At 72.3% G+C, this 22,232-nt stretch carries 17 protein-coding genes; 12 read left to right on the forward strand and 5 right to left on the reverse strand.

Annotated elements, in window-relative coordinates:
* The first annotated feature begins 138 nt into the window (after positions 1–138).
* Positions 139–1,164, forward strand: coding sequence for a DNA-3-methyladenine glycosylase family protein (locus tag ACY34M_RS26660; RefSeq protein WP_462721051.1), 1,026 nt, complete (start codon positions 139–141; stop codon positions 1,162–1,164).
* Positions 1,165–1,296: 132 nt separating this feature from the next.
* Here ACY34M_RS26660 and ACY34M_RS26665 read toward each other — a convergent pair whose 3' ends face one another.
* From ACY34M_RS26665 to ACY34M_RS26675, 3 genes are read right to left on the reverse strand one after another with little or no spacing between them, the layout of a single operon-like run.
* Positions 1,297–2,610, reverse strand: coding sequence for a coenzyme F420-0:L-glutamate ligase (locus ACY34M_RS26665; RefSeq protein ID WP_462721052.1), 1,314 nt, complete (start codon positions 2,608–2,610; stop codon positions 1,297–1,299).
* Entirely contained in the window at positions 2,607–3,587 is a 981-nt protein-coding gene (cofD, locus tag ACY34M_RS26670) for a 2-phospho-L-lactate transferase (protein ID WP_462721053.1), read from the reverse strand. Before cofD ends, ACY34M_RS26665 begins: the two co-directional genes overlap by 4 nt.
* Before the next feature lie 43 nt (positions 3,588–3,630).
* On the reverse strand, positions 3,631–4,125 hold the full coding sequence (locus tag ACY34M_RS26675) for a cysteine dioxygenase (protein WP_462721054.1): 495 nt from the start codon (positions 4,123–4,125) through the stop codon (positions 3,631–3,633).
* Between the two features lie 623 nt (positions 4,126–4,748).
* Here ACY34M_RS26675 and ACY34M_RS26680 point away from each other — a divergent pair.
* The 3 genes from ACY34M_RS26680 to ACY34M_RS26690 all read left to right on the forward strand — a co-directional run bounded on the left by ACY34M_RS26680 (position 4,749) and on the right by ACY34M_RS26690 (position 10,326).
* Positions 4,749–5,012: a WhiB family transcriptional regulator gene (locus ACY34M_RS26680; protein WP_127831770.1), complete on the forward strand. Its 264-nt coding sequence runs from the start codon at positions 4,749–4,751 to the stop codon at positions 5,010–5,012.
* A gap of 185 nt (positions 5,013–5,197) precedes the next feature.
* On the forward strand, positions 5,198–8,872 hold the full coding sequence (locus tag ACY34M_RS26685) for a glycosyltransferase family 2 protein (protein WP_462721055.1): 3,675 nt from the start codon (positions 5,198–5,200) through the stop codon (positions 8,870–8,872).
* Positions 8,869–10,326, forward strand: a complete 1,458-nt coding sequence (locus tag ACY34M_RS26690) for a DUF5719 family protein (RefSeq protein ID WP_462721056.1) — start codon at positions 8,869–8,871, stop codon at positions 10,324–10,326. Before ACY34M_RS26685 ends, ACY34M_RS26690 begins: the two co-directional genes overlap by 4 nt.
* Positions 10,327–10,372: 46 nt before the next feature.
* On the opposite strand, the gene ACY34M_RS26695 is transcribed toward ACY34M_RS26690, so the two are convergent.
* Complete coding sequence (locus ACY34M_RS26695) at positions 10,373–10,858, reverse strand: metallopeptidase family protein (RefSeq protein WP_462721074.1); 486 nt, start codon at positions 10,856–10,858, stop codon at positions 10,373–10,375.
* Positions 10,859–11,190: 332 nt separating this feature from the next.
* Between ACY34M_RS26695 and ACY34M_RS26700 the strand changes: the two genes are divergently transcribed.
* The 7 genes from ACY34M_RS26700 (at position 11,191) to ACY34M_RS26730 (ending at position 18,686) form a co-directional block, all read left to right on the forward strand.
* Positions 11,191–11,568, forward strand: a complete 378-nt coding sequence (locus ACY34M_RS26700) for a DUF3499 domain-containing protein (protein ID WP_462721057.1) — start codon at positions 11,191–11,193, stop codon at positions 11,566–11,568.
* A 139-nt stretch (positions 11,569–11,707) separates the two neighbouring features.
* Complete coding sequence (locus ACY34M_RS26705; RefSeq protein ID WP_462721058.1) at positions 11,708–13,324, forward strand: L-lactate permease; 1,617 nt, start codon at positions 11,708–11,710, stop codon at positions 13,322–13,324.
* Positions 13,325–13,473: 149 nt separating this feature from the next.
* Entirely contained in the window at positions 13,474–14,838 is a 1,365-nt protein-coding gene (locus ACY34M_RS26710; RefSeq protein WP_462721059.1) for a phosphomannomutase/phosphoglucomutase, read from the forward strand.
* A gap of 226 nt (positions 14,839–15,064) precedes the next feature.
* Entirely contained in the window at positions 15,065–15,235 is a 171-nt protein-coding gene (locus tag ACY34M_RS26715; RefSeq protein WP_018533654.1) for a Trm112 family protein, read from the forward strand.
* A gap of 31 nt (positions 15,236–15,266) precedes the next feature.
* Positions 15,267–16,394 (forward strand): SIS domain-containing protein, encoded by a 1,128-nt coding sequence (locus tag ACY34M_RS26720; protein WP_462721060.1) that lies wholly within the window; start codon positions 15,267–15,269, stop codon positions 16,392–16,394.
* Between the two features lie 77 nt (positions 16,395–16,471).
* The gene (manA, locus tag ACY34M_RS26725; protein ID WP_462721061.1) at positions 16,472–17,623 is read left to right on the forward strand and encodes a mannose-6-phosphate isomerase, class I; all 1,152 of its coding nucleotides are present in this window, start codon (positions 16,472–16,474) and stop codon (positions 17,621–17,623) included.
* Positions 17,624–17,708: 85 nt separating this feature from the next.
* Positions 17,709–18,686 (forward strand): cation diffusion facilitator family transporter, encoded by a 978-nt coding sequence (locus ACY34M_RS26730; RefSeq protein WP_462721062.1) that lies wholly within the window; start codon positions 17,709–17,711, stop codon positions 18,684–18,686.
* Positions 18,687–18,765: 79 nt separating this feature from the next.
* Here the strand turns inward: ACY34M_RS26730 and ACY34M_RS26735 are convergent, their stop codons facing one another.
* Positions 18,766–20,910, reverse strand: coding sequence for a fructose-specific PTS transporter subunit EIIC (locus ACY34M_RS26735; protein WP_462721063.1), 2,145 nt, complete (start codon positions 20,908–20,910; stop codon positions 18,766–18,768).
* Positions 20,911–21,356: 446 nt separating this feature from the next.
* On the opposite strand from ACY34M_RS26735, the gene ACY34M_RS26740 reads away from it, so the two are divergent.
* On the forward strand, positions 21,357–22,232 hold an 876-nt coding region (locus ACY34M_RS26740), incomplete at its 3' end, for an adenosylhomocysteinase (RefSeq protein WP_462721064.1).

The following is a 22,232-nucleotide window of genomic DNA, read 5'->3' on the forward strand; positions in this document are numbered from 1 at the left end:
TCGACCACTCGGCCCCGCAGGGGCACTTTCGGGAAGGGGCGGGTTGGGGGAGAAAACCCCCTACCCTCGAAGACCACACCCTTCCCCAAGCTCTCAACTACGTCCGAGCAGGGGAGACCCCATTACCCGAAGGACCCCGTGGCCGGCCGCCGACACACCCCTCGTACGCAACCCCCGCCCACCCGCACCACGGTGCGCGGCGGCGAAATCCGCGTACCCGGCCCCACCCGGCCCCCCGCCACCGCGGCCCCCCACACCCGTACCCACACCTCCGAAACCCCCCTCCACCTGGGCCTCACCCTCGGCCCCCTGCGCAGAGGCCCCGCCGACCCCACGTTCCGCACCACGCCGGACGGCGCGGTGTGGCGGGTCAGCCGCACCCCGCAGGGCCCGGCCACCCTCCGCGTGAGCGAGGAGCGCGACGGCACGGTCGGGGCCCGGGCCTGGGGCGAGGGAGCCGACTGGTTCCTGTCCCAACTCCCCGAGCTGCTTGGCGAGTCGGACGACCGCGCCGTCTTCGAACCCCGCCACCGCCTCGTCGCGCAGACGAACCGTCGCCGCCCCGGCCTCCGCCTGACCCGCACGGGCCTGATCCTCGAATCCCTGATCCCGTCGATCCTGGAGCAGAAGATCACGACGGACGAGGCGTACCGCGCCTGGCGCCTGCTCCTGAACAAGTACGGCGAACCGGCGCCGGGCCCGGCCGGCCAGGACCTGCGCATGCGCGTGATGCCGGACCCGCGCACGTGGGCGCTGATCCCGTCCTGGGAGTGGCACAAGGCGGGCGTCGACAACAAACGCGCGTCGACGATCCTCAGGTCCGTGAAGGTGGCGCGCCGCCTGGAGGAGGCGGCGCTGATGGAGCCGGGGGAGGCCCGCACCCGCCTCGAACTGGTCCCCGGCGTCGGTCCCTGGACCTCCGCGGAGACGGTCCAGCGCACGCACGGCGCCCCCGACGAGGTGACGACCGGGGATCTGCACCTGCCCGGCATCGTCGGCTACGCCCTCGCGGCCAACCGGGACGCGACGGACGACGACATGCTGGAGCTGCTCGCCCCGTACGAGGGCCAGCGCCACCGGGCGGCCCGCCTGATCATGCTCAGCGGCGTCTCCCCGCCGCGCAGGCAGCCCAAGATGCGCAGGGTGAACATCGCGGAGTGGTGAAGCGCAGCCGCGCCCGCACGGAGTGGTGAGGCCCAGGCGCGGCCCAAAACCGCGCCCGCGCCGCCCACCGATCGCTACGAAGCTTCCTACCGAACCGCTCCGAAGCTCCCCACCGAACCGCTCCGAAGCTCCCTACCGAACCTCTACGAAGTCGGAGACGACCCGCTCCGGCCGCGCCCCCGGCTCGCCCGCCGCATGCCCCACCGCGACGGCCCCCATCGGGTCCCACGACTCCGGCAGCCCGAGCACGTCCCGTACGACGTCCCGGCAGAACATGGTCGAGGACACCCACGCGGACCCGAGCCGCTCCCCGGCCAGGGCGACCAGGAAGTTCTGCACCCCGGCCCCGGCGGCCACGACGAACATCTCCCGCTCGGCGGCGTCCCGCCGCGCGTCCCCGTACGTGTGCGACCCGTCCATCACGAGGCACGGCACCACGAGGTAGGGCGCGTTGCGCAGCACGTCCCCGCGCCGCACGCGCTTCGCGATGGACTCCTCGCTCTTGCCGTCCCGCCGCAGGTCCGCGATCCACGCGTCCCGCATGGCGTCCAGCAGCCGGGTCCGCGCCTCCTGCGACTCCAGGAGCACGAACCGCCACGGCGTCGTGTGATGCGGCGCGGGCGCCGTGACGGCCGCGGCGACGGCCCGTCGTACGGCCCCCGGATCGACCGGCTCGTCGGTGAAGGCCCGCACGGTGCGCCGCTGCGTCACGGCCTCCCGTACCGCCTCCGACGTGCCGAGCCGGAACATGTCGTCGCGTGCGACCCGCACCATGTCCCGCGCGGACCCGCCCTGTTCCTGGACGACGGCCGGGCCGAGTCCCCGCACCACGGCGACCGGCAGGCCGCCGGCCTTGCCCTTCACCAGGTCACCCGCGGCCGCCAGCTCGTCGGCGGTGGCCACCACGGTGGCGGCGAGCGGGTTCCCGTACGCGTCCGTGCCGCCCCGCAGATCGTCGAGTACGCGCACCCCGGCCGCACCGATGGCGACATCGGTCAGCCCGTTCCGCCACGGTCTGCCGAAGGTGTCGGTGACGACGACGCCGACGTCGACGCCCAGCGTGTCCCGCAGGCCGTCCCGGATCGCGGCCGCCGAGGCGTCCGGGTCCTCGGGCAGCAGCAGCACCGTGCCCGCCGGGGTGTTGGAGGCGTCGACCCCTGCCGCGGCCATCACGAGCCCCAGCTTGTTCTCGACGATGCGCAGTGTGCCGCGGCGCGCCACGACCCGTACGGTCTCGGCGTCGATCGCGGCCTCCCGGTCGTCGGCCCGCAGGACGCGACCCTCGGCCTTGCTGACGATCTTCGAGGTGACGAGCAGGACGTCACCGTCGACGAGGCCCGGCTCGGTGGCGGCGATCAGCTTCGCGATGTCGTCGCCCTCCCGCACCTCGGGGATCCCGGCGAGGGCCCACGCGCGAAAGCCGGGGGCGGCAGGGGTGCTCGTCATGCGCCGCGCACCTCCTCCGCGAGCTTCAGCGCCTCGCGGGCCATCTCGGCGGCGGCGGTGCCCTCCACGGGGTCCGTCATCATCAGCGGGACGGCCCGGCAGGGGATCCCGGCCTCCTCGACCCGCCGCACGGCCTTCTCGTCCACGGTGTCGACCAGCCACCCGTCGAGCAGCCCGCCGTCCTTCGCCGACCCGTAGTGCTCGGCGACGGCCGCCGCGCTGGACTCCACGCCGACGGCGGCGAGCACCTTGTCGGCCATTCCGCGCACCGGGGCGTCGCCCACGATCGGCGAGAGCCCGATCACGGGGGCGTCGGCCTTCTCGATGGCCTCGCGGATGCCCGGCACGGCCAGGATGGTCCCGACGCTCACCACGGGGTTCGACGGCGGGAAGAGGATCACGTCGGCCTCGGCGACGGCCTCCAGGACGCCCGGCGCGGGCTTCGCCTGCTCGGCGCCGACCGGCACGACGGCCTGCGCGTCCACGGAGGCGCGCAGCTTCACCCAGTACTCCTGGAAGTGCACGGCCTTGCGCTCGCCGTCGATGTCGACCGCCACGTGCGTCTCCACGCGGTCGTCCGACATGGGAAGGAGCTTCACGCCCGGCTGCCATCGCTCGCACAGCGCCTCGGTGACCGCGCTGAGCGGGTAACCGGCGCCGAGCATCTGCGTACGGACGATGTGGGTCGCGAAGTCCCGGTCGCCGAGCCCGAACCACTTGGGTCCGACCCCGTACGCCGCGAGCTCCTCCTTGACCGTGAACGCCTCGTCCGTCCGTCCCCAGCCCTGCTCCTCGTTGATGCCGCCGCCCAGCGTGTACATCACCGTGTCGAGGTCCGGACAGACCTTCAGGCCGAAGAGATGGATGTCGTCCCCGGTGTTGCCGATGACGGTGATGGCCGCGTCCGGCGCGGCCTGCTTGAGACCGCGAAGGAACCGGGCACCACCGATGCCGCCTGCCAGAACCACAATGCGCATGTGCCCAGCATCTCAGGCAGGTCTGACAGCGCGTCGGCCGGTCTCAGACAGTGGCGCCTTCGGCGACCGAGCAGGTGGGGGTGTGCATGGGCATCTCGGTCAGTCCGGGGAAGTACACGTGCAGGCTGACCGCGGGCTCCAGGGAGTCGTTGACGACCTCGTGGACGTAGCCGGGCGCGAAGACCCGCTGTGCGCCGGTGCCGAGCGCGCGCACGCCCCCTTCCGTACGCTCCGTCAGTTCGCCCTGGAGCAGCGTCAGTACGCCGGAGGAGCGGCCGTGGTCGTGCAGCCCGCTGCCCTGGCCCGGCACCCACGACAGGAGCCACACCTCGTAGCCGGGGCCGGTGCGCAGCCGGTGGTACCAGCGGGTCGTGGCGTCGTACTCGACGAGGTGCTCCCACTGGGAGCGGTCGGCGGCGACGGAGCGTGCGAGGCCGACGAATTCGGCCACCGTCTCGGGGTGTTCCCGCGCGGGCTGGAGGAGGTGCGTCACTTCGAGGAGGTCGCCGGCGATCTGGAGGTCGCTGTCGCTGTTCATGGGGTGGTGGTGTTCCTCAGGGGAGTGCGGTGCACAGGGCCGTACTGGGATGAGAAGAAGCGTGTGGTCGGAGCCGACGGGCTCAACGACTCAACAGCTGGAACAGCAACAGCAACAGCACGCGAGGGCAGCGCGAACGGACCCGGCGGTGCGGGTCGTCGAAAGTGCCGAATGCGTGAGCATGCCCATCAGGACACCGGGTCATGCCCTCGTTGTCAACCCAATGTCCGGATTGTGGAATATGGTTCACCTCATCCGGTGTACCTGCCAGGCGAAAGGTTTGTGCAGTCGGGCGGCAGGACATGTGGCGCAGCAACCCGGCGCGCAAACGTCGGAACGGCAGTGATCTTTGCGGCGTCCTTCCCTGTAAGTGGTTCAACTCAGGAGGGGCGGATACATGGAGTGCGGCCGGTCCAGCATGGGCCGCGGGCAAGTGTCATGGTTTTTGGCGATTTGAACACTTTCCGCATAGCCTTGGTTCCGCAGAGTGAATAACGGGCCCAATAGCAGATCTCGGCTTGACTGCCCCGGATCGGCACACTTGTAATTTCACCCGTGTCGTTCAGCCGAAATCGGTAACGACAACAGCACACGGGGACGCACGGACAGACGAGGGGCGCACTATGACCGAGTCGTTTCAGGATCTGCTGGTCGAGGACGCGGAAGAAGAACTCGGCTGGCAGGAGCGCGCACTGTGCGCCCAGACCGACCCCGAATCCTTCTTCCCCGAGAAGGGCGGCTCCACGAGAGAGGCCAAGAAGGTCTGCCTCGCGTGCGAGGTCCGCTCCGAGTGCCTCGAATACGCGCTCGCCAACGACGAACGCTTCGGTATCTGGGGCGGCCTCTCCGAGCGTGAGCGACGCCGGCTGAAGAAGGCCGCCGTCTAGTTCCGGAGGTCTGCGGCCCGCCCCCGAGACGTGCGGTGCTTTTCGGCCCGCTGCCCGTGGTTGTCCACAGGCGGCGGGTCGCTGTTGTTGGCAGCCGTTAGTGTGGGGCCCCGTCCCGGACGCCACCGTGTCCCCAGTGGGCGCGGGCGTCCACCGCAGTCCAACGAACCGGGGCCCGTACCTCGATGTCCGTGCACAGCCATTCGGCAGGCCAATTCGGTACTGCCGCCGCCGCGTTCAACCCGGGGCCCGCCGCAGGGGTCGACCCGAGCAGCGCCCCCGAGTTCCCCAGGCATGTCGTCACCGCCGTCGTCGTCTCGCACGACGGAGCGCGCTGGCTGCCCGACGTCCTGTCAGGTCTGCTCTCCCAGGAGCGCCCGGTACAGAACGCGATGGCGGCCGACACCGGCAGCGCCGACGACTCCGCCGCGCTCGTCGCCCGTGCCATCGGTGACGAGCGCGTACTGCACCTCGCGCGCCGCACCGGTTTCGGCCAGGCCGTCGAGGAGGCCGTGCGCAGTGCGGGCGTCCTCACCCCGGAAGAGCTGCCGTACCTGAAGCGACCGAGCGGCTGGGATCCCGTCAGCCGCAGCTGGCGTGACGACGCGTACGACATGCCGGACCTGCCGCACGGCGAGCCCGAGCAGTGGCTGTGGCTGCTGCACGACGACTGCGCGCCCGAGCCCGACGCGCTCGCCCAGATGCTGCGCGTCGTCGAGATGGAGCGCGAGGCCGGCAGCGATGTCGCCGTCGTCGGCCCCAAGCTGCGTGGCTGGTACGACCGCAGGCAGCTGCTCGAGGTCGGCGTCTCCATCGCCCACTCCGGGCGCCGCTGGACCGGCCTCGACCGCCGCGAGCAGGACCAGGGGCAGCACGACCACGTGCGGCCCGTGCTCTCCGTGTCCACCGCCGGAATGCTGATCCGGCGCGATGTCTTCGAGCAGCTCGGCGGGTTCGACCGCAGGCTGCCGCTGATGCGTGACGACGTCGACCTGTGCTGGCGCGCCCAGGCCGCGGGCCACCGGGTCGTCGTCGCCCCCGAGGCCGTCGTGCGGCACGCCGAGGCGTCCTCCCGCGAGCGCCGCACCGTCGACTGCGTCGGCCGCACCGCCACGTCGCCGCACAAGGTCGACAAGGCGGGCGCCGTCTACACCCTGCTCGCCAACGCGCGCGGGGCCGCGCTTCCCTGGGCCCTGATCCGGCTGGTGTTCGGCACGCTGCTGCGTACGCTCGCGTACCTCGTCGGCAAGGTTCCGGGACAGGCCTTCGACGAGATCACCGGTCTCCTCGCGACGCTGCTGCGGCCGGGGCGGATCCTCGCCGCCCGCAGACAGCGCGGCAAGGGCGTCGTCGACTCCAAGGAGCTGCGCCCGCTGTTCCCGCCGCCGGGAGCGACGGTGCGGCTCACCGTCGAGCAGGTGGCAGGGAACTTCTTCGGCCGCTCCGACCCGGAGACCTCCAGGGCCGGCCGGCACGGAGGCGGCGGCCTGGAGGCCCTCGACGACGCCGACTTCGTCCGGGTCGAGCGGTTCGCGCGGCTCAAGCGCATCGCCCGCAACCCCGGACCGGTGCTCCTCGTAGTGCTGCTCTTCGTCTCCCTCATCGCCTGCAGGGCGCTGCTGGGCGGCGGGGCGCTCGCGGGCGGGGCACTGCTGCCCGCGCCCGCCGACGCGTCCGAGCTGTGGTCGCGGTACATCGACGCCTGGCACGCCACCAGCACGGGCGGCACCCAGGCGGCGCCCCCGTACCTCGCGGTGCTCGCCACCCTCGCCACCGTCCTGTTCGGCTCCACCGGGCTCGCGGTCACCGTGCTGCTCATCGGCTCGGTGCCGCTCGCCGGATGCACGGCGTACTTCGCGTCCAGGCCGCTCGTCACCTCGCGCCTGCTGCGCGCGTGGGCGGCCGTCGCGTACGCCTTCCTGCCCGCCGTCACGGGCGCCCTCGCGGGCGGCCGCATCGGCACCGCGGTGCTGGCGATCCTGCTGCCGCTCCTCGCGCGCGCCGCCCTCGCCGCCTCGGGTCTGACGCACGCTCAGGGCGCGCGTGGCAGCTGGCGGGCCACCTGGGCGTACGCGCTGCTGCTCACGATCACGACGGCCTTCACGCCGATCGTGTGGCCCGTCGCGCTCGTCCTCGGTGTCGCGCTCCTCGTGGTGCGGCGCTCCGACATCACCGCCTACGGCCTGCGTTTCCTGGCCGTGCTCGGCACGCCGCTGCTGATGCTCGCGCCGTGGTCGCTCTCGCTCCTCCCGTTCGGCTTCTTCAAGGAGGCCGGACTCCCGTACGAGACGGGGGCCGCGACCGGGCTCAGCCTGCTCGGCGCCTCGCCGGGCGGCTCCGGGACCACGGGCAGCCTGCTGCTCGTCGGCATCGTCCTCGCCGCGCTCGCCGCACTGCTGCGCACCGAGCGGCGCACCGCGATCCTCGCCGCCTGGGCCGTCGCCTTCGTGGCGCTGGTCTTCGCGGCCCTGTCGAACGGCTCGGCGTGGGCCGGACCCGCCACCCTCGTCTACGGCATCGCGCTGCTGGCCGCCGCCGCGCTCGGCGCCGACGGCGCGCGCTCGCGCGTGGCCGAGCAGAGCTTCGGCTGGCGTCAGCCGGTGGCCGCGCTCATCGCGTTCGCCGCGGCGGCGGGCCCGGTCCTGCTCGCCGCGGGCTGGATGATCGGCGGCGCCGACGGGCCCGTGGAGCGGCGCGACCCGGTGCAGGTGCCCGCGTTCGTCGCCGAGGAGGCAGGCACCCGCGACCAGGCCCGCACGCTCGTCCTGGACGGCTCCACGGGCGACGTCGCCTACTCGCTGGTCCGGGGCTCGGGCGCGCGCCTCGGCGACGGCGAGCTGACCGAGGCCGGGGGCGAGAACGCCAAGCTCGACAAGGTCGTCGCCAACCTGGTCGCAGGCTCCGGCGCCGACCAGGCCGACCAGCTCGGCGGCTTCGCCGTGCGCTACGTCCTCGTACGGGGCGGCGCGCCGCGCGAGATGAGCCGGGTCCTCGACGCGACGCCCGGCCTGACCCGGCTCAGCCAGCAGGACGGCACGGCGCTGTGGCGCATCGACCGGCAGGTGGCGCGCGCCGTCGTCCTGCCGAAGGCCGACGCGGGATCCACCGCCGAGGGCGCCGTACCGGTGGCCGCGGGCCCTGTCGAGCTGCACACGTCGGTGCCGCAGGGCAAGGAGGGCCGCATCCTGCGCCTCGCCGACCAGGCCGCCGACGGCTGGACGGCCACGCTGGACGGCGCGCCCCTGACGAAGACCACCGTCGACGGCTGGGCGCAGGGCTTCGAACTGCCCGCGTCGGGCGGCACGCTGGATGTCACCTACGACGCGCCGATCACGCACACCGCCTGGCTGTGGGTGCAGGGCGCGCTCGCCGTCGTCCTTGTGGTGCTCGCCCTGCCGGGGCGGCGCAAGGAGATCGACGACGACCTGCCGGACGAGCCAGTGGTGACCGCGGAGGACCTCGCGGGCGACGGCCGAAGGGCCCGCCGACTGCGCGCCCAGGCCGAGGCCGAGCAGGCGGCGCAGGCGCCCCGGCCGGCCCCGGACGACTTCGTGCCTCCTCCTCCGGAGGAGGCCCCGGTGGCGGGCATCCCGCACCAGCAGGAGTACGCGGAGTGGGAGCAGCCCAGCTACGCGGGCGCCGAGTACGGCACCTACGCGGCGGGGGAGCAGCAGTACCAGGCCGGTGCCTACGGGTACGACCAGCAGGCCGACCCCTACCAGGCGGGCCAGTACGACCCGTACGCCTACGGAGGCGGATACGGGCAGCCCCAGCCGTACGACCCGACGTACGAGCAGCAGCACGGCCACGGCCACGGCAACGGCGCCGACAGTGAGCGCCCCGACGGGAGCCAGCAGTGAACCGCACGACCCTGTCCCTGATCGCCGCCGTGACCGCCCTGGCCGCCGTCACGGGCTTCGCCGCCGCCACGACGCCCGGCGGGGACGACACCCCCGCCGAGGCCGCCGCGCGCCTGCCCGTCGAGCGCTCCAGCCTGCTGTGCCCCGAGCCCAGCCAGTCCGACCTGGCCGAGACCGCGTACACCTCGTACACGCCGGAGACGAAGGGCACCGAGGGCGCGGGCACGGCGGAGCTGACGCCCGCCAAGGGCGGCAAGAAGGGCAAGGCGGTCGTCACCCCGAAGAAGCCCGGCACGCCCGCCGCGGGCGACTCCAGCGGGGCGGACGCGCCCGCCCTGACGGGCACCGCCGACGGCGCCCTCGCGCCCGGCTGGACCGTGCAGCAGACCACCAGCGTCGACGCGGGCGCGGGCCGCGGCCTGCTCGGCGTGAACTGCTCGGAGCCCGACACGGACTTCTACTTCCCCGGCGCCAGCACCGCCAAGGGCCGCAGCGACTACATCCACCTCACGAACCCGGACGACGAGGCCGCGGTCGTGGACGTGCAGATGTACGGGCCCGAAGGGGCCGTCAAGTCCGAGGTGGGCGAGGGCATCACCGTGGGGCCGCACTCCAGCGTCCCGGTGCTGCTGTCGACGCTGACCGACAAGGCGTACACGAACCTGACGCTGCACGTGACCGCGCGCAGCGGCCGGGTCGGGGCGGCCGTGTCGGACGCGGACGACAAGACGGGCGGGGACTGGCTGCCCGCCTCCGCCGACCCGGCGGGCTCCCTCGTGCTGCCCGGCATCCCGAAGGACGCCACGAACGTGCGGCTGGTCGCCTTCGCGCCGGGCCAGGACGACGCCGACCTGAAGGTGCAGCTCGCGACCTCCAGCGGCAAGATCGCGCCGGCCGGGCACGACACGCTGCACCTGAAGTCGGGCATGACCTCGGCCGTCGACCTCGGCGCCGTGACGCGCGGCGAGGCCGGCTCGCTGCTGCTGACGCCGTCCGAGGACTCCGTCCCGGTGGTGGCCGCCCTGCGCGTCACGCGCGGCAAGGGCGCCAACCAGGAGACCGCGTTCATCCCGGCCACGAAGAGCATCGGCGCGCGCGCCACGGTCGCCGACAACCGCGCCAAGGGGTCCACGCTCGCCCTCACCGCCCCCGAGGCGACCGGCAGGGTCAAGGTCACCGCGTCGGCGGGCACCGAGGGCGGCACCCCGACCTCGAAGGAGTACACGGTCAAGGCCGGTACGACCCTCTCCGTCGCCCCGCCCGTCCCGTCCGGCGTGAAGGGCTCCTACGCGCTGACGGTGGAGCCGGTCTCGGGCGGCCCGGTGTACGGCTCGCGGATGCTGGAGGAGAAGCAGGACTCGGTGCCCGCGTTCACGGTGCAGACGCTGCCGGACGACCGGGGCATGGTGTCGGTGCCGAAGGCGGACGAGGACGTCTCGGTGGTGCAGAAGTAGCCGCCTGGAGCTGCCCGTGGGGCGGGCCGCTCACAGGGCGGCGGGGTCAGTCCTCGCCGTCCCCGTAGTCCCCGTAGCGGGGGTCCACGGTCTCCGGAGTGAGCCCGAGGACCTCCGCGACCTGCTCGACGACCACCTCGTGCACGAGCGCCGCCTGCTCGTCGCGCCCCTTCGTGCGGATCTCCACGGGGCGCCGGTAGACGACCACGCGCGCGGGGGTGTCGTCCTGCGCGGGGACGGTGCCGCCGAGCGGCACCGTGTCACCGGCCCACGCCTCGTCCTCGGCCGTCAGGCGCGGCACGTCCAGGATCAGGAAGTCGACCTCCGCGAGCTGCGGCCAGCGCCGCTCCAGGCGCTCCACGGAGTCCTGCACGAGGTCGGAGAAGGCCTCGGCACGGCTCGCCGACAGCGGCACCTGCGGAGGCGCCACGGGACCGCGCATGCCCCGGCCGTGCCGGTCGCGGCGGCGCGGCGGGCGCGGCTCCGCGGCGGGCGGCGAAACCGCGTCGTCTGTGTTGACTGGCCTTTCCATCACTGACGCAGCGTAGTCCTCCGGGGCGCCGGAAGCGGGACGGCGCCGGACGGAGCGCCCACGGAACGCTCCCTGTCGCTTCCTGACCGATCAAGCCAAAGTTGGGGCTGATTCAACTTCCCTCCCGGATCGTTGATCTCGCCGCAAATGCCGCTATATGTCCCGAGTGGTGACCGCTTTCAACTGTTCTGTGGGGCGCACAACCGGGGGTCGCCGCAGGTCATGAAGGCGCCCGCGCGTGGCGGTGTGCGCCGTATCACACCACGACACGGTGGGGTGACCTCGGGGAGAGTCGTCGCGGCCCGCTCAAGAGTGCGGTACCGTCCAACGCTGTGAGCCCTGTACGTCGCTGTTCGCGCACCGCTTGCGGCCGTCCCGCCGTCGCGACGCTGACGTACGTCTACGCCGACTCGACCGCGGTCCTCGGCCCGCTCGCCACCTACGCCGAGCCCCACTGCTACGACCTCTGTGCCGAGCACTCCGAGCGCCTCACCGCGCCGCGTGGCTGGGAGGTCGTCCGGCTCTCCGACAGTAGCGGCCCCAGCCGCCCCAGCGGGGACGACCTGGAGGCCCTCGCCAACGCCGTGCGCGAGGCGGCCCGCCCGCAGGAGCGCGCGGCCGAGGCCGGCGGCTCCGGTCCGCGCACCGCGGACCCCATGGAGGTCGCCCGCCGTGGCCACCTCCGGGTGCTGCGCTCGCCGGACAACTGACCACTTCCTTGTAGGTCAGGGTCCAACTTCCTTGTGGTCCGGGGCCCTTCACGGGATCTTCACAGTCGTACGCGTTGACCCGCGATTGTTGAGGACACGACGATTTCGCCACCCGACACCGGGATTCCGGGAGGCGAACGTGTTCGTACAGCAACTCGAGCCCGTGGGCGGCTCGCTCGGTCTGTCGGCCCTCGTCGCGGCCCTGCCGCTGGTGACCGTCCTCGTCCTGCTCGGCGCGGTGCGCATGAAGGCGCACCGAGCGGGCCTGATCGGCCTCGCCGTGGCAGCCGCCGTCGGCTGGCTCGCGTACGACATGCCTCTGGGGCAGACCGTCTCCAGCGCCGCACAGGGCGCGGTCTTCGGGCTCTTCCCCATCATGTGGATCGTTGTCAACGCCCTGTGGGTGTACCGGATGACGGTGCGCACCCGGCACTTCGACATCCTGCGCCGCTCCTTCGGGCGGCTCTCCGACGATCCGCGCATCCAGGCGCTCGTCGTCGCGTTCTGCTTCGGCGCGCTCCTGGAGGCGCTCGCCGGGTTCGGGGCGCCGGTCGCCATCTGCTCGGTGATGCTGGTCGCGCTCGGCTTCGACCCCGTGAAGGCCGCGGTCGTCGCGCTCGTCGCCAACACGGCGCCCGTCGCCTTCGGGGCCATGGGCACACCGGTCGTGACGCTGGCTCAGGTCACCGGCCTGCCGCTGGACGCCGTCGCCTCCGTGGTGGGCCGTCAGACGCCGCTGCTGGCCCTTGTGGTGCCGCTCGTGCTCGTCGGCCTGGTGGACGGCAAGCGGGGCCTGCGCGAGACCTGGGTGCCCGCCCTCGCGTGCGGATTCGCCTTCGCCGTCGCCCAGTTCGTGGCCTCCAACTACGTGTCCGCCCAACTCGCCGACATCGGCGCCGCCCTGGTGGGCGCGGGCGCCCTCGTCGCGGTGCCGCACGCGCGCAGGCCGGCCGCCGAGCCCGTCCGCGCCGCCGTCCTGACCGGCGTACGCAGTGAGGACCTGGACCAGGAGGACACGCGGCCCGAGGTGCTGCGCGCCTACGCGCCGTACGCGCTCATCGTCGTGATCTTCTCCCTGGCGCAGATCCCCGCCATCAAGGACCTGCTCGCCAAGGCCAACTGGGTCTTCGACTGGCCCTTCCTGAACGTCGCCGACCCGAGCGGAAAGCCGGTGGGCGGCAACATCTTCACGCTGCCGCTCGTCTCCACCGGCGGCACGCTCGTCCTGATCGCCGGGGTCTTCACCGCGGTCGTCATCGGGGTGCACGCGCGCGATGCGGTGCGCGAGTGGTTCGCCACCGTGCACGAACTGCGGTTCGCGATCCTGACGGTGACGAGCGTGCTGGCCCTCGCGTACGTCATGAACCTGTCCGGGCAGGCCGCCACCATCGGGCACTTCGTGGCGGCGGCGGGCGCGGGACTCGCCTTCCTGTCGCCGGTCCTCGGCTGGTTCGGCGTCGCGGTCTCCGGCTCCGACACCTCGGCCAACGCGCTCTTCGGAGCCCTTCAGGTGACCGCCGCACAGCAGTCCGGCCTGTCGCCGGAACTCCTCGCCGCGGCGAACAGTTCGGGTGGCGTCCTCGGCAAGATGATCTCGCCGCAGAACCTGACGATCGCCTGCGCGGCCGTCGGCCTCGCGGGCCGGGAGGGCGACCTGCTGCGCAAGGTGCTGCCGTGGAGCGCCGGACTGCTGCTCGTCATGTGCCTGATCGTGTGGGCGCAGAGCACCCCCGTGCTGTCCTGGATGCTGCCGTGAGCCGCCGACGGTGGCTGCTGGTGCCCCTGTGACCAGTGAGGACGCGGACGGACTGGTTCCTCGGGAGGAATGAGGGGTTCACGATCCACTGTCGGTGCGGCCAGGTACTTTGTGGGTCCGTGAAGGATTCCAGGAGGGCTGGGCGGACCGTGGCTGCTGATCTGTCGCAGATCGTGAAGGCGTACGACGTGCGCGGGGTGGTCCCGGACCAGTGGGACGAGGGGACCGCCGCGCTGTTCGGCGCCGCGTTCGTCCGCGTGACCGGCGCCGACGCGATCGTCGTCGGTCATGACATGCGGCCCTCGTCGCCCGGCCTGTCGGGGGCCTTCGCGCGCGGGGCCGCCGCCCTCGGCGCGGACGTCACCGAGATCGGTCTGTGCTCCACGGACCAGCTCTACTACGCGTCGGGCGCGTTCGGCCTGCCCGGCGCCATGTTCACCGCCTCGCACAACCCCGCGCAGTACAACGGCATCAAGATGTGCCGGGCGGGCGCCGCCCCCGTCGGCCAGGACACGGGCCTCGCCGAGATCCGCCGCCTCGCCGAGGAGTGGAGCGTGTCCGGCGCCCCGGAGCCGGCCGCGCAGGCCGGGACCGTCACCCGGCGGGACACGCTGGAGGACTACGCGGCGCACCTGCGCGGATTGGTCGATCTGACGTCGATCCGCCCCCTGAAGGTGGTCGTCGACGCGGGCAACGGCATGGGCGGGCACACCGTGCCGACGGTCCTCGGGGGCCTCCCGCTGGACGTCGTACCGATGTACTTCGAGCTGGACGGCACGTTCCCGAACCACGAGGCGAACCCGCTGGACCCGGCGAACATCGTGGACCTCCAGGCACGCGTGCGTGCCGAGGGCGCCGACATCGGCCTCGCCTTCGACGGCGACGCGGACCGCTGCTTCGTCGTGGACGAGAACGGGGACCCGGTGCCCCCGTCCGCGATCACCGCCCTGGTGGCCGCCCGCGAACTCGCGAGGAACGGCGGGTCGGGCACGATCATCCACAACCTGATCACCTCCTGGTCCGTGCCGGAGGTCGTGAAGGAGCACGGCGGCACGCCTGTGCGCACGCGCGTGGGCCACTCCTTCATCAAGCAGGAGATGGCCACCACCGGCGCGATCTTCGGCGGCGAGCACTCCGCGCACTACTACTTCCGCGACTTCTGGAACGCCGACACGGGCATGCTGGCGGCGCTCCACGTCCTCGCGGCCCTCGGCGGCCAGGAAGGCCCGCTCTCCGAGCTGGTCTCCTCGTACGACCGCTACGCCGCCTCCGGCGAGATCAACTCCACGGTCGCCGACCAGACCGACCGGCTCGCCGCGATCAAGGCGGCGTACGTGGGCCGCGAGGGCATCACGACGGACGAGCTGGACGGTCTGACGGTGACGGCGGCCGACTGGTGGTTCAACGTCCGCCCGTCCAACACGGAGCCGCTGCTGCGCCTGAACGCGGAGGCCCGCGACGCGTCGACGATGGAAAAGATCCGCGACGAGGCCCTGGCCATCATCCGCGGCTGAGCCACATCAAGCCCCTGCGGCGATTGAGCAGCGGGGTCCGGGGCGGAGCCCCGAGGCGTCAACCCCGGACAGCCCCGGCCCCCCCACCCCCTCGGGCAATCTCCCCCCCCGCGGAGAGCCGGCCCCCAATTCGCCGCGCTCACGCCGGAGGCCACCGCCGGTAGGCTGTGACCAGCGCCGCACGCGGTGCAGCGCACCCGAACCCCACCCACCCTCGGAGGGAACCATGCCGCTCGAAGCCGGCCTCCTGGAGATCCTCGCCTGCCCGGCCTGCCACGCCCCCCTCAAGGAGGCCGACGCCGAGCTGATCTGCACCGGCAAGGACTGCGGCCTGGCCTACCCGGTCCGCGACGGCATCCCCGTCCTCCTGGTGGACGAGGCCCGCCGCCCCGCGTAACCACCCCGCCGCGAGCAGGAGGCCCGACGCCATGTTCGACGAAACGCTCCTGGACGACCCGGACGCGCTGGCCACGGCCGACCACCGCGGCCTGCTGCGCGGCGCCGCCGAGGCCGGCGCCCGCGTCCGCACGGCGGCCCGGCACGCGGCGGAGGCCGGCATCGCCGAGCTGAAGCCCGACGGCCGCCCCCGCGCCGTCCTGATCGCCGGCCCCGGCACGGCCGCCGCGGGCGTCGCCGAGCTCATCGGCCGCCTCGCCGGGGCGGCCTGCCCGGTCGTCCGCCTGCGCCCCACCGGCGTGGCCCCCGCGGCGGGCGCGCTGCGCTGGGAGCTGCCGGGCTGGGCGGGCTCGGTCGACCTCCTCCTGATCGCCACCCCGGACGGCTCGGAGCCCAGCCTCTCCCTCCTCGTCGAGCAGGCGTACCGGCGCGGCGTCACAGCCGTCGCCGTCTGCCCCTCCGGCGCCCCGCTCACCGAGTCGGTCGCGGTGGCGCACGGCCTGTCCGTACCGATGGCCACGGCCCCGTACGAGCAGGACGAACCCGCGGCCGCCTCCGCCCCGGGCGCCCTCTGGGCGCTGCTCACGCCCCTCCTCGCGCTGCTCGACCGCACGGGCCTGCTCACGGCCGAGCCGGAGACGCTGGAGAAGGTCGCCGACCGCCTCGACCAGGTCGCCGAGCGCTGCGGCCCGGCCATCGCCACGTACAGCAACCCGGCCAAGACCCTCGCCGCCGAGCTCGCCGAGGCGCTCCCGCTGATCTGGACGGAGGGCGCCGCCGCGGGCCCCGCGGGCCGCCGCTTCGCCGCCGCGCTCGCCGAGCTCGCCGGGCGTCCCGCGCTCGCCGCCGACCTGCCCGAGGCGATGCCCGCGCACGGCGCGCTCCTCACCGGCGACATGGCAGGCGGCGCCGACCCCGACGACTTCTTCCGCGACCGCGTCGAGGAGGTCCAGGCGCTGCGCGCCCGCGTCGTCCTGCTGCGCGACCGGCCCACGGGCGGCCTCACCGCCGCGCCCGCCGCCCGCGAACTCGCGCTCTCGCACGACACCGCCATCAGCGAGCTGGAACCGGAGGAGGGCAGCGACCTCGAAACCCTCGCGGAGCTGATCGCCGTCACGGATTTCGCCGCCGTTTACCTGGGCCTCGCCTCGCGGGCCTGACCCGGACCGACCCTGTCCCCGGCCGGCCGACGGCGCCCGGCCGCCCCGTCCTGGACCGCGTACCGAAAGAGCCCCTCATGGACCGCCTCAGCAACACCATCCGCCCCTACGCCTGGGGCTCCACCACCGCCATCCCGCAGCTCATCGGCGTGGCGCCGACCGGTGAGCCGCAGGCGGAGATGTGGATGGGCGCCCACCCCGGCGCCCCCTCGCGCACCGAGCGCGGCCCGCTCAACGAAGTCATCGACGCGCACCCGGCCGACGAACTGGGCACGGCGGCCGTCGACAAGTTCGGCCCCCGCCTCCCGTTCCTCCTCAAACTGCTCGCCGCGGGCGCCCCCCTCTCCCTCCAGGTGCACCCCAACCTCCAGCAGGCGAAGGAGGGTTACGAGGACGAGGAGAAGCGCGGTGTCCCGATCGACGCCCCGCACCGCAACTACAAGGACGCCAACCACAAGCCCGAACTGATCTGCGCCCTCACGCCGTTCGACGGCCTGTGCGGATTCCGCGCGCCCGAGGAGGCCGCCGGACTCCTCGAAGGCCTCGGCGTCGACAGCCTCAAGCCGTACGTCGACCTGCTCCGCGCCCACCCCGAAGAGGCCGCGCTGCGCGAGGTCCTCACCGCCGTACTGAGCGCGGACCCGGCCGAGATGGAGCGCACCGTCATCGACGCCACGGCCGCCGCCCAGCGCATCGGTGGGGCCTACGAGGCGTACGCGGGCATCGCCCACCACTACCCGGGTGACCCCGGCGTCATCGCGGCCATGCTGCTCAACCACGTCCAACTGCAGCCCGGGGAAGCCCTGTTCCTCGGCGCCGGCGTCCCGCACGCCTACCTCGACGGCCTCGGCGTCGAGATCATGGCCAACTCCGACAACGTGCTGCGCTGCGGACTCACCCCCAAGCACGTCGACGTCCCCGAACTGCTGCGCATCGTCCGCTTCGAGGCCACCGACCCCGGCGTGCTGCGCCCGGAGGCCTCCGCGGACGGCGAAGAGGTCTACGACACCCCCATCGACGAGTTCCGCCTCTCGCGCTTCGTCCTGCCCGAGAGCGGCGCGGACCACGACCTGACGGCCGCGACGCCGCAGATCCTGCTCTGCACGGCGGGCACCGTCCGGGCCGGCGAGCTCGCGCTCGCACCCGGCGAGTCCGCCTTCGTACCGGCGGGAGAAAAGGTGAATGTGTCCGGTTCCGGCACGTTTTTCCGCGCGACGGTAGTGGCCTGAGAGACATCTGCGCCGTCCCGTGCTGCAACAATGACCCACCGCGCACGGGACGTACGTAGAACCTCGAAAGGACACCAGGAACGACATGAGTGCTTCAGGCGGAGCCAAGGCGATCGTGGCGGCACTCGCCGCCAACCTCGCGATCGCGGTAGCGAAATTCGTGGCGTTCCTCTTCAGTGGCTCCTCGTCGATGCTCGCCGAGGCCGTCCACTCGCTCGCCGACTCCGGGAACCAGTTCCTGCTGTTGATCGGCGGCAAGAAGGCGCAGCGCGAGGCGACCCCGCAACACCCCTTCGGGTACGGACGCGAGCGCTACATCTACGCCTTCCTGGTGTCGATCGTCCTCTTCTCGGTCGGTGGCATGTTCGCCGTCTACGAGGGCTACGAGAAGATCGCCCACCCGCACGACCTGGAGCACTGGTACTGGCCGGTCGGCGTCCTCGTCTTCGCGATCATCGCCGAGGGCTTCTCCTTCCGTACGGCCATCAAGGAGTCCAACGCGCTGCGCGGCAAGCTCTCCTGGGGCCAGTTCATCAAGCGCGCCAAGGCGCCTGAGCTGCCGGTCGTCCTCCTGGAGGACTTCGGCGCGCTCATCGGTCTGGTCCTCGCGCTGTTCGGTGTCGGCCTGACCCTCGCCACCGGCGACGCCGTCTGGGACGGCATCGGCACCCTCTGCATCGGCATCCTGCTCATCGCCATCGCGATCGTGCTCGCCCTGGAGACCAAGTCGCTGCTGCTCGGCGAGGCCGCGGGCGCCGACGAGGTCGCGAAGATCGAGAAGGCCGTCGTCGACGGCGACACCGTCACCGGCCTGATCCACATGCGCACGCTCCACCTCGGCCCCGAGGAGCTCCTCGTCGCCGCGAAGATCTCCGTGCAGCACGACGACACGGCCACCGAGGTCGCCCGCGCCATAAACGAAGCCGAGGCCCGCATCCGCGCCGCCGTCCCGATCGCCCGCGTCATCTACCTCGAGCCCGACATCTACAGCGAGGCAGAGGCCGCGAAGGGCTCCGACCCGGATGCCCGCCCCGGCGGCCCGACGCCCGCCGCGGAGCACTGAGCATTTCTTTCCGTACGTGAGGGGGCCCGGCCGAGAATCTCGGCCGGGCCCCCTCACGTCTGCGCGTCGACGGCTGCCGCTACTGCACTTCGGCGAGTACGTCGAGGATCGCGGCCTCGTCCGGCGCCGCCTGCAGTCGCGCCCGGAAGTCCGTGTCCATGAGCTTGCGCGACAGCAGCGCCAGGATCCGCAGGTGCTCGTCGCCCGCGGCCGCCTCCGGCACCGAGATCATGAAGACGAGCTTGGCCTTCGTGCCGTCGAGCGAGCCCCACTCGATGCCCTCGGCGGACCGCGCGAAGCAGACGACCGGGGCGGTCACCGCGTCCGTCTTGGCGTGCGGGATGGCGATCTCCTCGCCGAGCCCGGTCGTGCCCTGCTCCTCGCGGCGCAGCGCGGTCCGTACGAGTTCCTCGGCGTCGGAGACGCTGCCGGTACGGGCGGCGAGGTCCGCCAGCTCGCGGATGGCGGCTTCCTTGTCCTGCGCGTCCAGCTGCACCTTGACGGTCCGGTCGGTGAGGTAGCCGGAGAGGACCTCGGGCTCCTGATCCGGGGCCGTGTGCGCCTCGTCGGCCGCTTCGACCGCCTCGGCTTCCGCCGCACCGGAGGCGGTGGCGGTCGCCGTGGCCGCCTGGAGCGATCCGCTCGCGGACGCGGAGGCGACCGTCGCCGTGGCGTGGGCCGGCTCGGGCGCGCTCTCGGCGGCGACGGCCGGAACGGCACCGGACGCGACGGCCCCGGCGGGCTCCGCAGAGTCGGCCGCGGCCTGCTTGGCGGCGGCGCGGCGGTTGCTCACGCCGACGAGCGCGTTCGTCGTCACGGCGGTGACCACCGTGCCCGCGACGATCGCGAGGAAGAACCAGGCGAGACCGCTGATCGCGCCGAACACCGCGACGATCGGACCACCGTGCGGGACCGAGTCCTCGACCCCCAGGAGACCGGCGATCGCACCGGCGACCGCGCCACCCAGCATGTTCGCCGGGATGACCTGCGCCGGGCGCGCCGCCGCGAACGGGATGGCGCCCTCCGAGATACCGAAACAGCCCATGAACAGCGCCGCGATACCGGCCTCCTGCTCCTGCTGCGTATAGAGCTTGCGGCGGATCAGCGTGGCCAGGCCCTGACCGAGCGGCATCACCGGGATCGCGGCGGCGGCCATACCCATGACGGCGTTGTTCGTCCCGATCAGACCCACGGCGAACAGGAACGCGGTCTTGTTGACCGGCCCGCCCATGTCGAACGCGATCATCAGACCGATGAGCGCACCGAGCAGCACCGCGCTCGACCCGGTCATCCCGCCGAGGAAGTCGGTGAGATGCGTGAACACCCAGGAGATCGGCCCGCCGAGGATGTAGATGAAGGCGAGGCCGACGGCCAGCGTGGACACGATGGGGACCACGATGATCGGCATGATCGGCTGGATGGCCTTCGGGACCTTGACCTTACGAATCGCAAGGACGAGATAACCCGCGAGGAAACCGGTCACGATGGCGCCGAGGAAACCGGCGTTGGCGTCGGAGCCGTAGATGCTGGCGTCGGCGGCGAGGAAGCCGCCGATCATGCCCGGCACGAGGGCCGGCCGGTCACCGAGCGCGAAGGCGATGTAGCCGGAGAAGATCGGCAGCATCAGCTTGAAGCCGAGCGTGCCGAGCGCGTTGACGTTGAACCAGAACGTGTCCTTGGGGATCTGGATCCCGTCCGGCGTCGCGTGACCGCCGATCGCCAGCGAGACGGCGATCAGCAGACCGCCGACGACGACGAACGGAATCATGAAGCTGACGCCGTTCATCAGCGCCTTGTACGCCGCGCTGCGCTCCTTGCCGCCGGACGCCGCGGCCTCCTGCGCCCCGCCGCCCTCCGCACCGGCCACGGGCGCACTCTGCACGCGCTCGATCAACTGCTCGGGGTGGCTGATGCCCTCGGACACACCGACCGACAGCACCCGCTTACCTGCGAACCGGGCGCGGTCGACGTCCTTGTCCGCGGCGATGATGATGCCGTCGGCGTTTTTGACATCGTTGTCGGTCAGAACGTTCTCGGCCCCGATGGACCCTTGCGTCTCCACCTTCATGTCGATGCCGGCGGCATCCGCCGCCTGCTGCAGCTTCTCCGCCGCCATGTAGGTGTGCGCGATGCCGGTCGGACATGCGGTCACCGCGAGCAGCCTCAACTTCTTCTGCTGCTCGACGGTCCCTCCGCCCGCGTGGGGGTCGGCCGGACTGGTCACGTGGCTCTCCTTCAAGCGTTCCGTGCAGGAGCGCGCAATTCTTTGCGGCTATCTCAGCATGGTGCAACACATACGCACAGCGCCGACGGTTCAAAGGTCCCGGATCAGCTAGTCCGTTGTCATATATCCCTGTACATGCCCGGCCCTCCCTCCACGGAGGGTCGATCCGGAACGGATGCGGCCGGATCGAGAGGCGGGGTGGGTTCGGCTGGGCCGATCGGTGTAGCTTTGTACCGAGCCAGACGTCGCTGCTGATGGCGGTCGGGCGGCCCGCACGCCGGGTCGGCCGAGGGAGAGAGGGCCTCCGACGGACTGCGCTGCGAACGACCAGGGGACACGTGTGTCCCAGGACGCCGCAGGTCAGCCATGCGTGCACCGCCCGTCCCGCGGGCAGGCACGTCAGCCCACCTCGACCGACTGCAACAGCACCGAGGAGCAGCTCACTTATGACTTCTGTCGCCAACCGACAGGACCAGGACTTCAAGGTCGCCGACCTCTCCCTCGCCGAGTTCGGCCGCAAGGAGATCACCCTCGCCGAGCACGAGATGCCCGGCCTCATGGCGATCCGCAAGGAGTACGCCGACGCCCAGCCGCTCGCCGGTGCCCGCGTCACCGGCTCCCTCCACATGACGGTCCAGACGGCCGTCCTCATCGAGACCCTCGTCGCGCTCGGCGCCGACGTCCGCTGGGCCTCCTGCAACATCTTCTCCACGCAGGACCACGCCGCCGCGGCCATCGCCGTCGGCCCGAACGGCACGCCGGACAACCCCCAGGGCATCCCGGTCTTCGCCTGGAAGGGCGAGACGCTCGAGGAGTACTGGTGGTGCACGGAGCAGGCACTGACCTGGCCGAACACCCCCACCGGCGGCCCGAACATGATCCTGGACGACGGCGGTGACGCCACCCTCCTCGTCCACAAGGGCGTCGAGTACGAGAAGGACGGCAAGGTCCCCTCGGTCGACACCGCCGAGTCCGACGAGCACCGCGTCATCCTCCAGCTCCTGAACGACACGATCTCCAACGGTTCGCAGAAGTGGACCCAGCTCGCCTCGGAGATCCGCGGTGTGACGGAGGAGACCACGACGGGTGTCCACCGCCTGTACGAGATGCAGCGCGACGGCTCCCTGCTGTTCCCCGCGATCAATGTGAACGACGCGGTGACGAAGTCGAAGTTCGACAACAAGTACGGCTGCCGTCACTCGCTCGTCGACGGCATCAACCGCGCCACGGACGTCCTGATCGGCGGCAAGACCGCGCTGGTGTGCGGCTACGGCGACGTGGGCAAGGGGTGTGCGGAGTCGCTGCGCGGCCAGGGCGCCCGG

Source organism: Streptomyces sp. EDA2-14, from assembly GCF_054963755.1.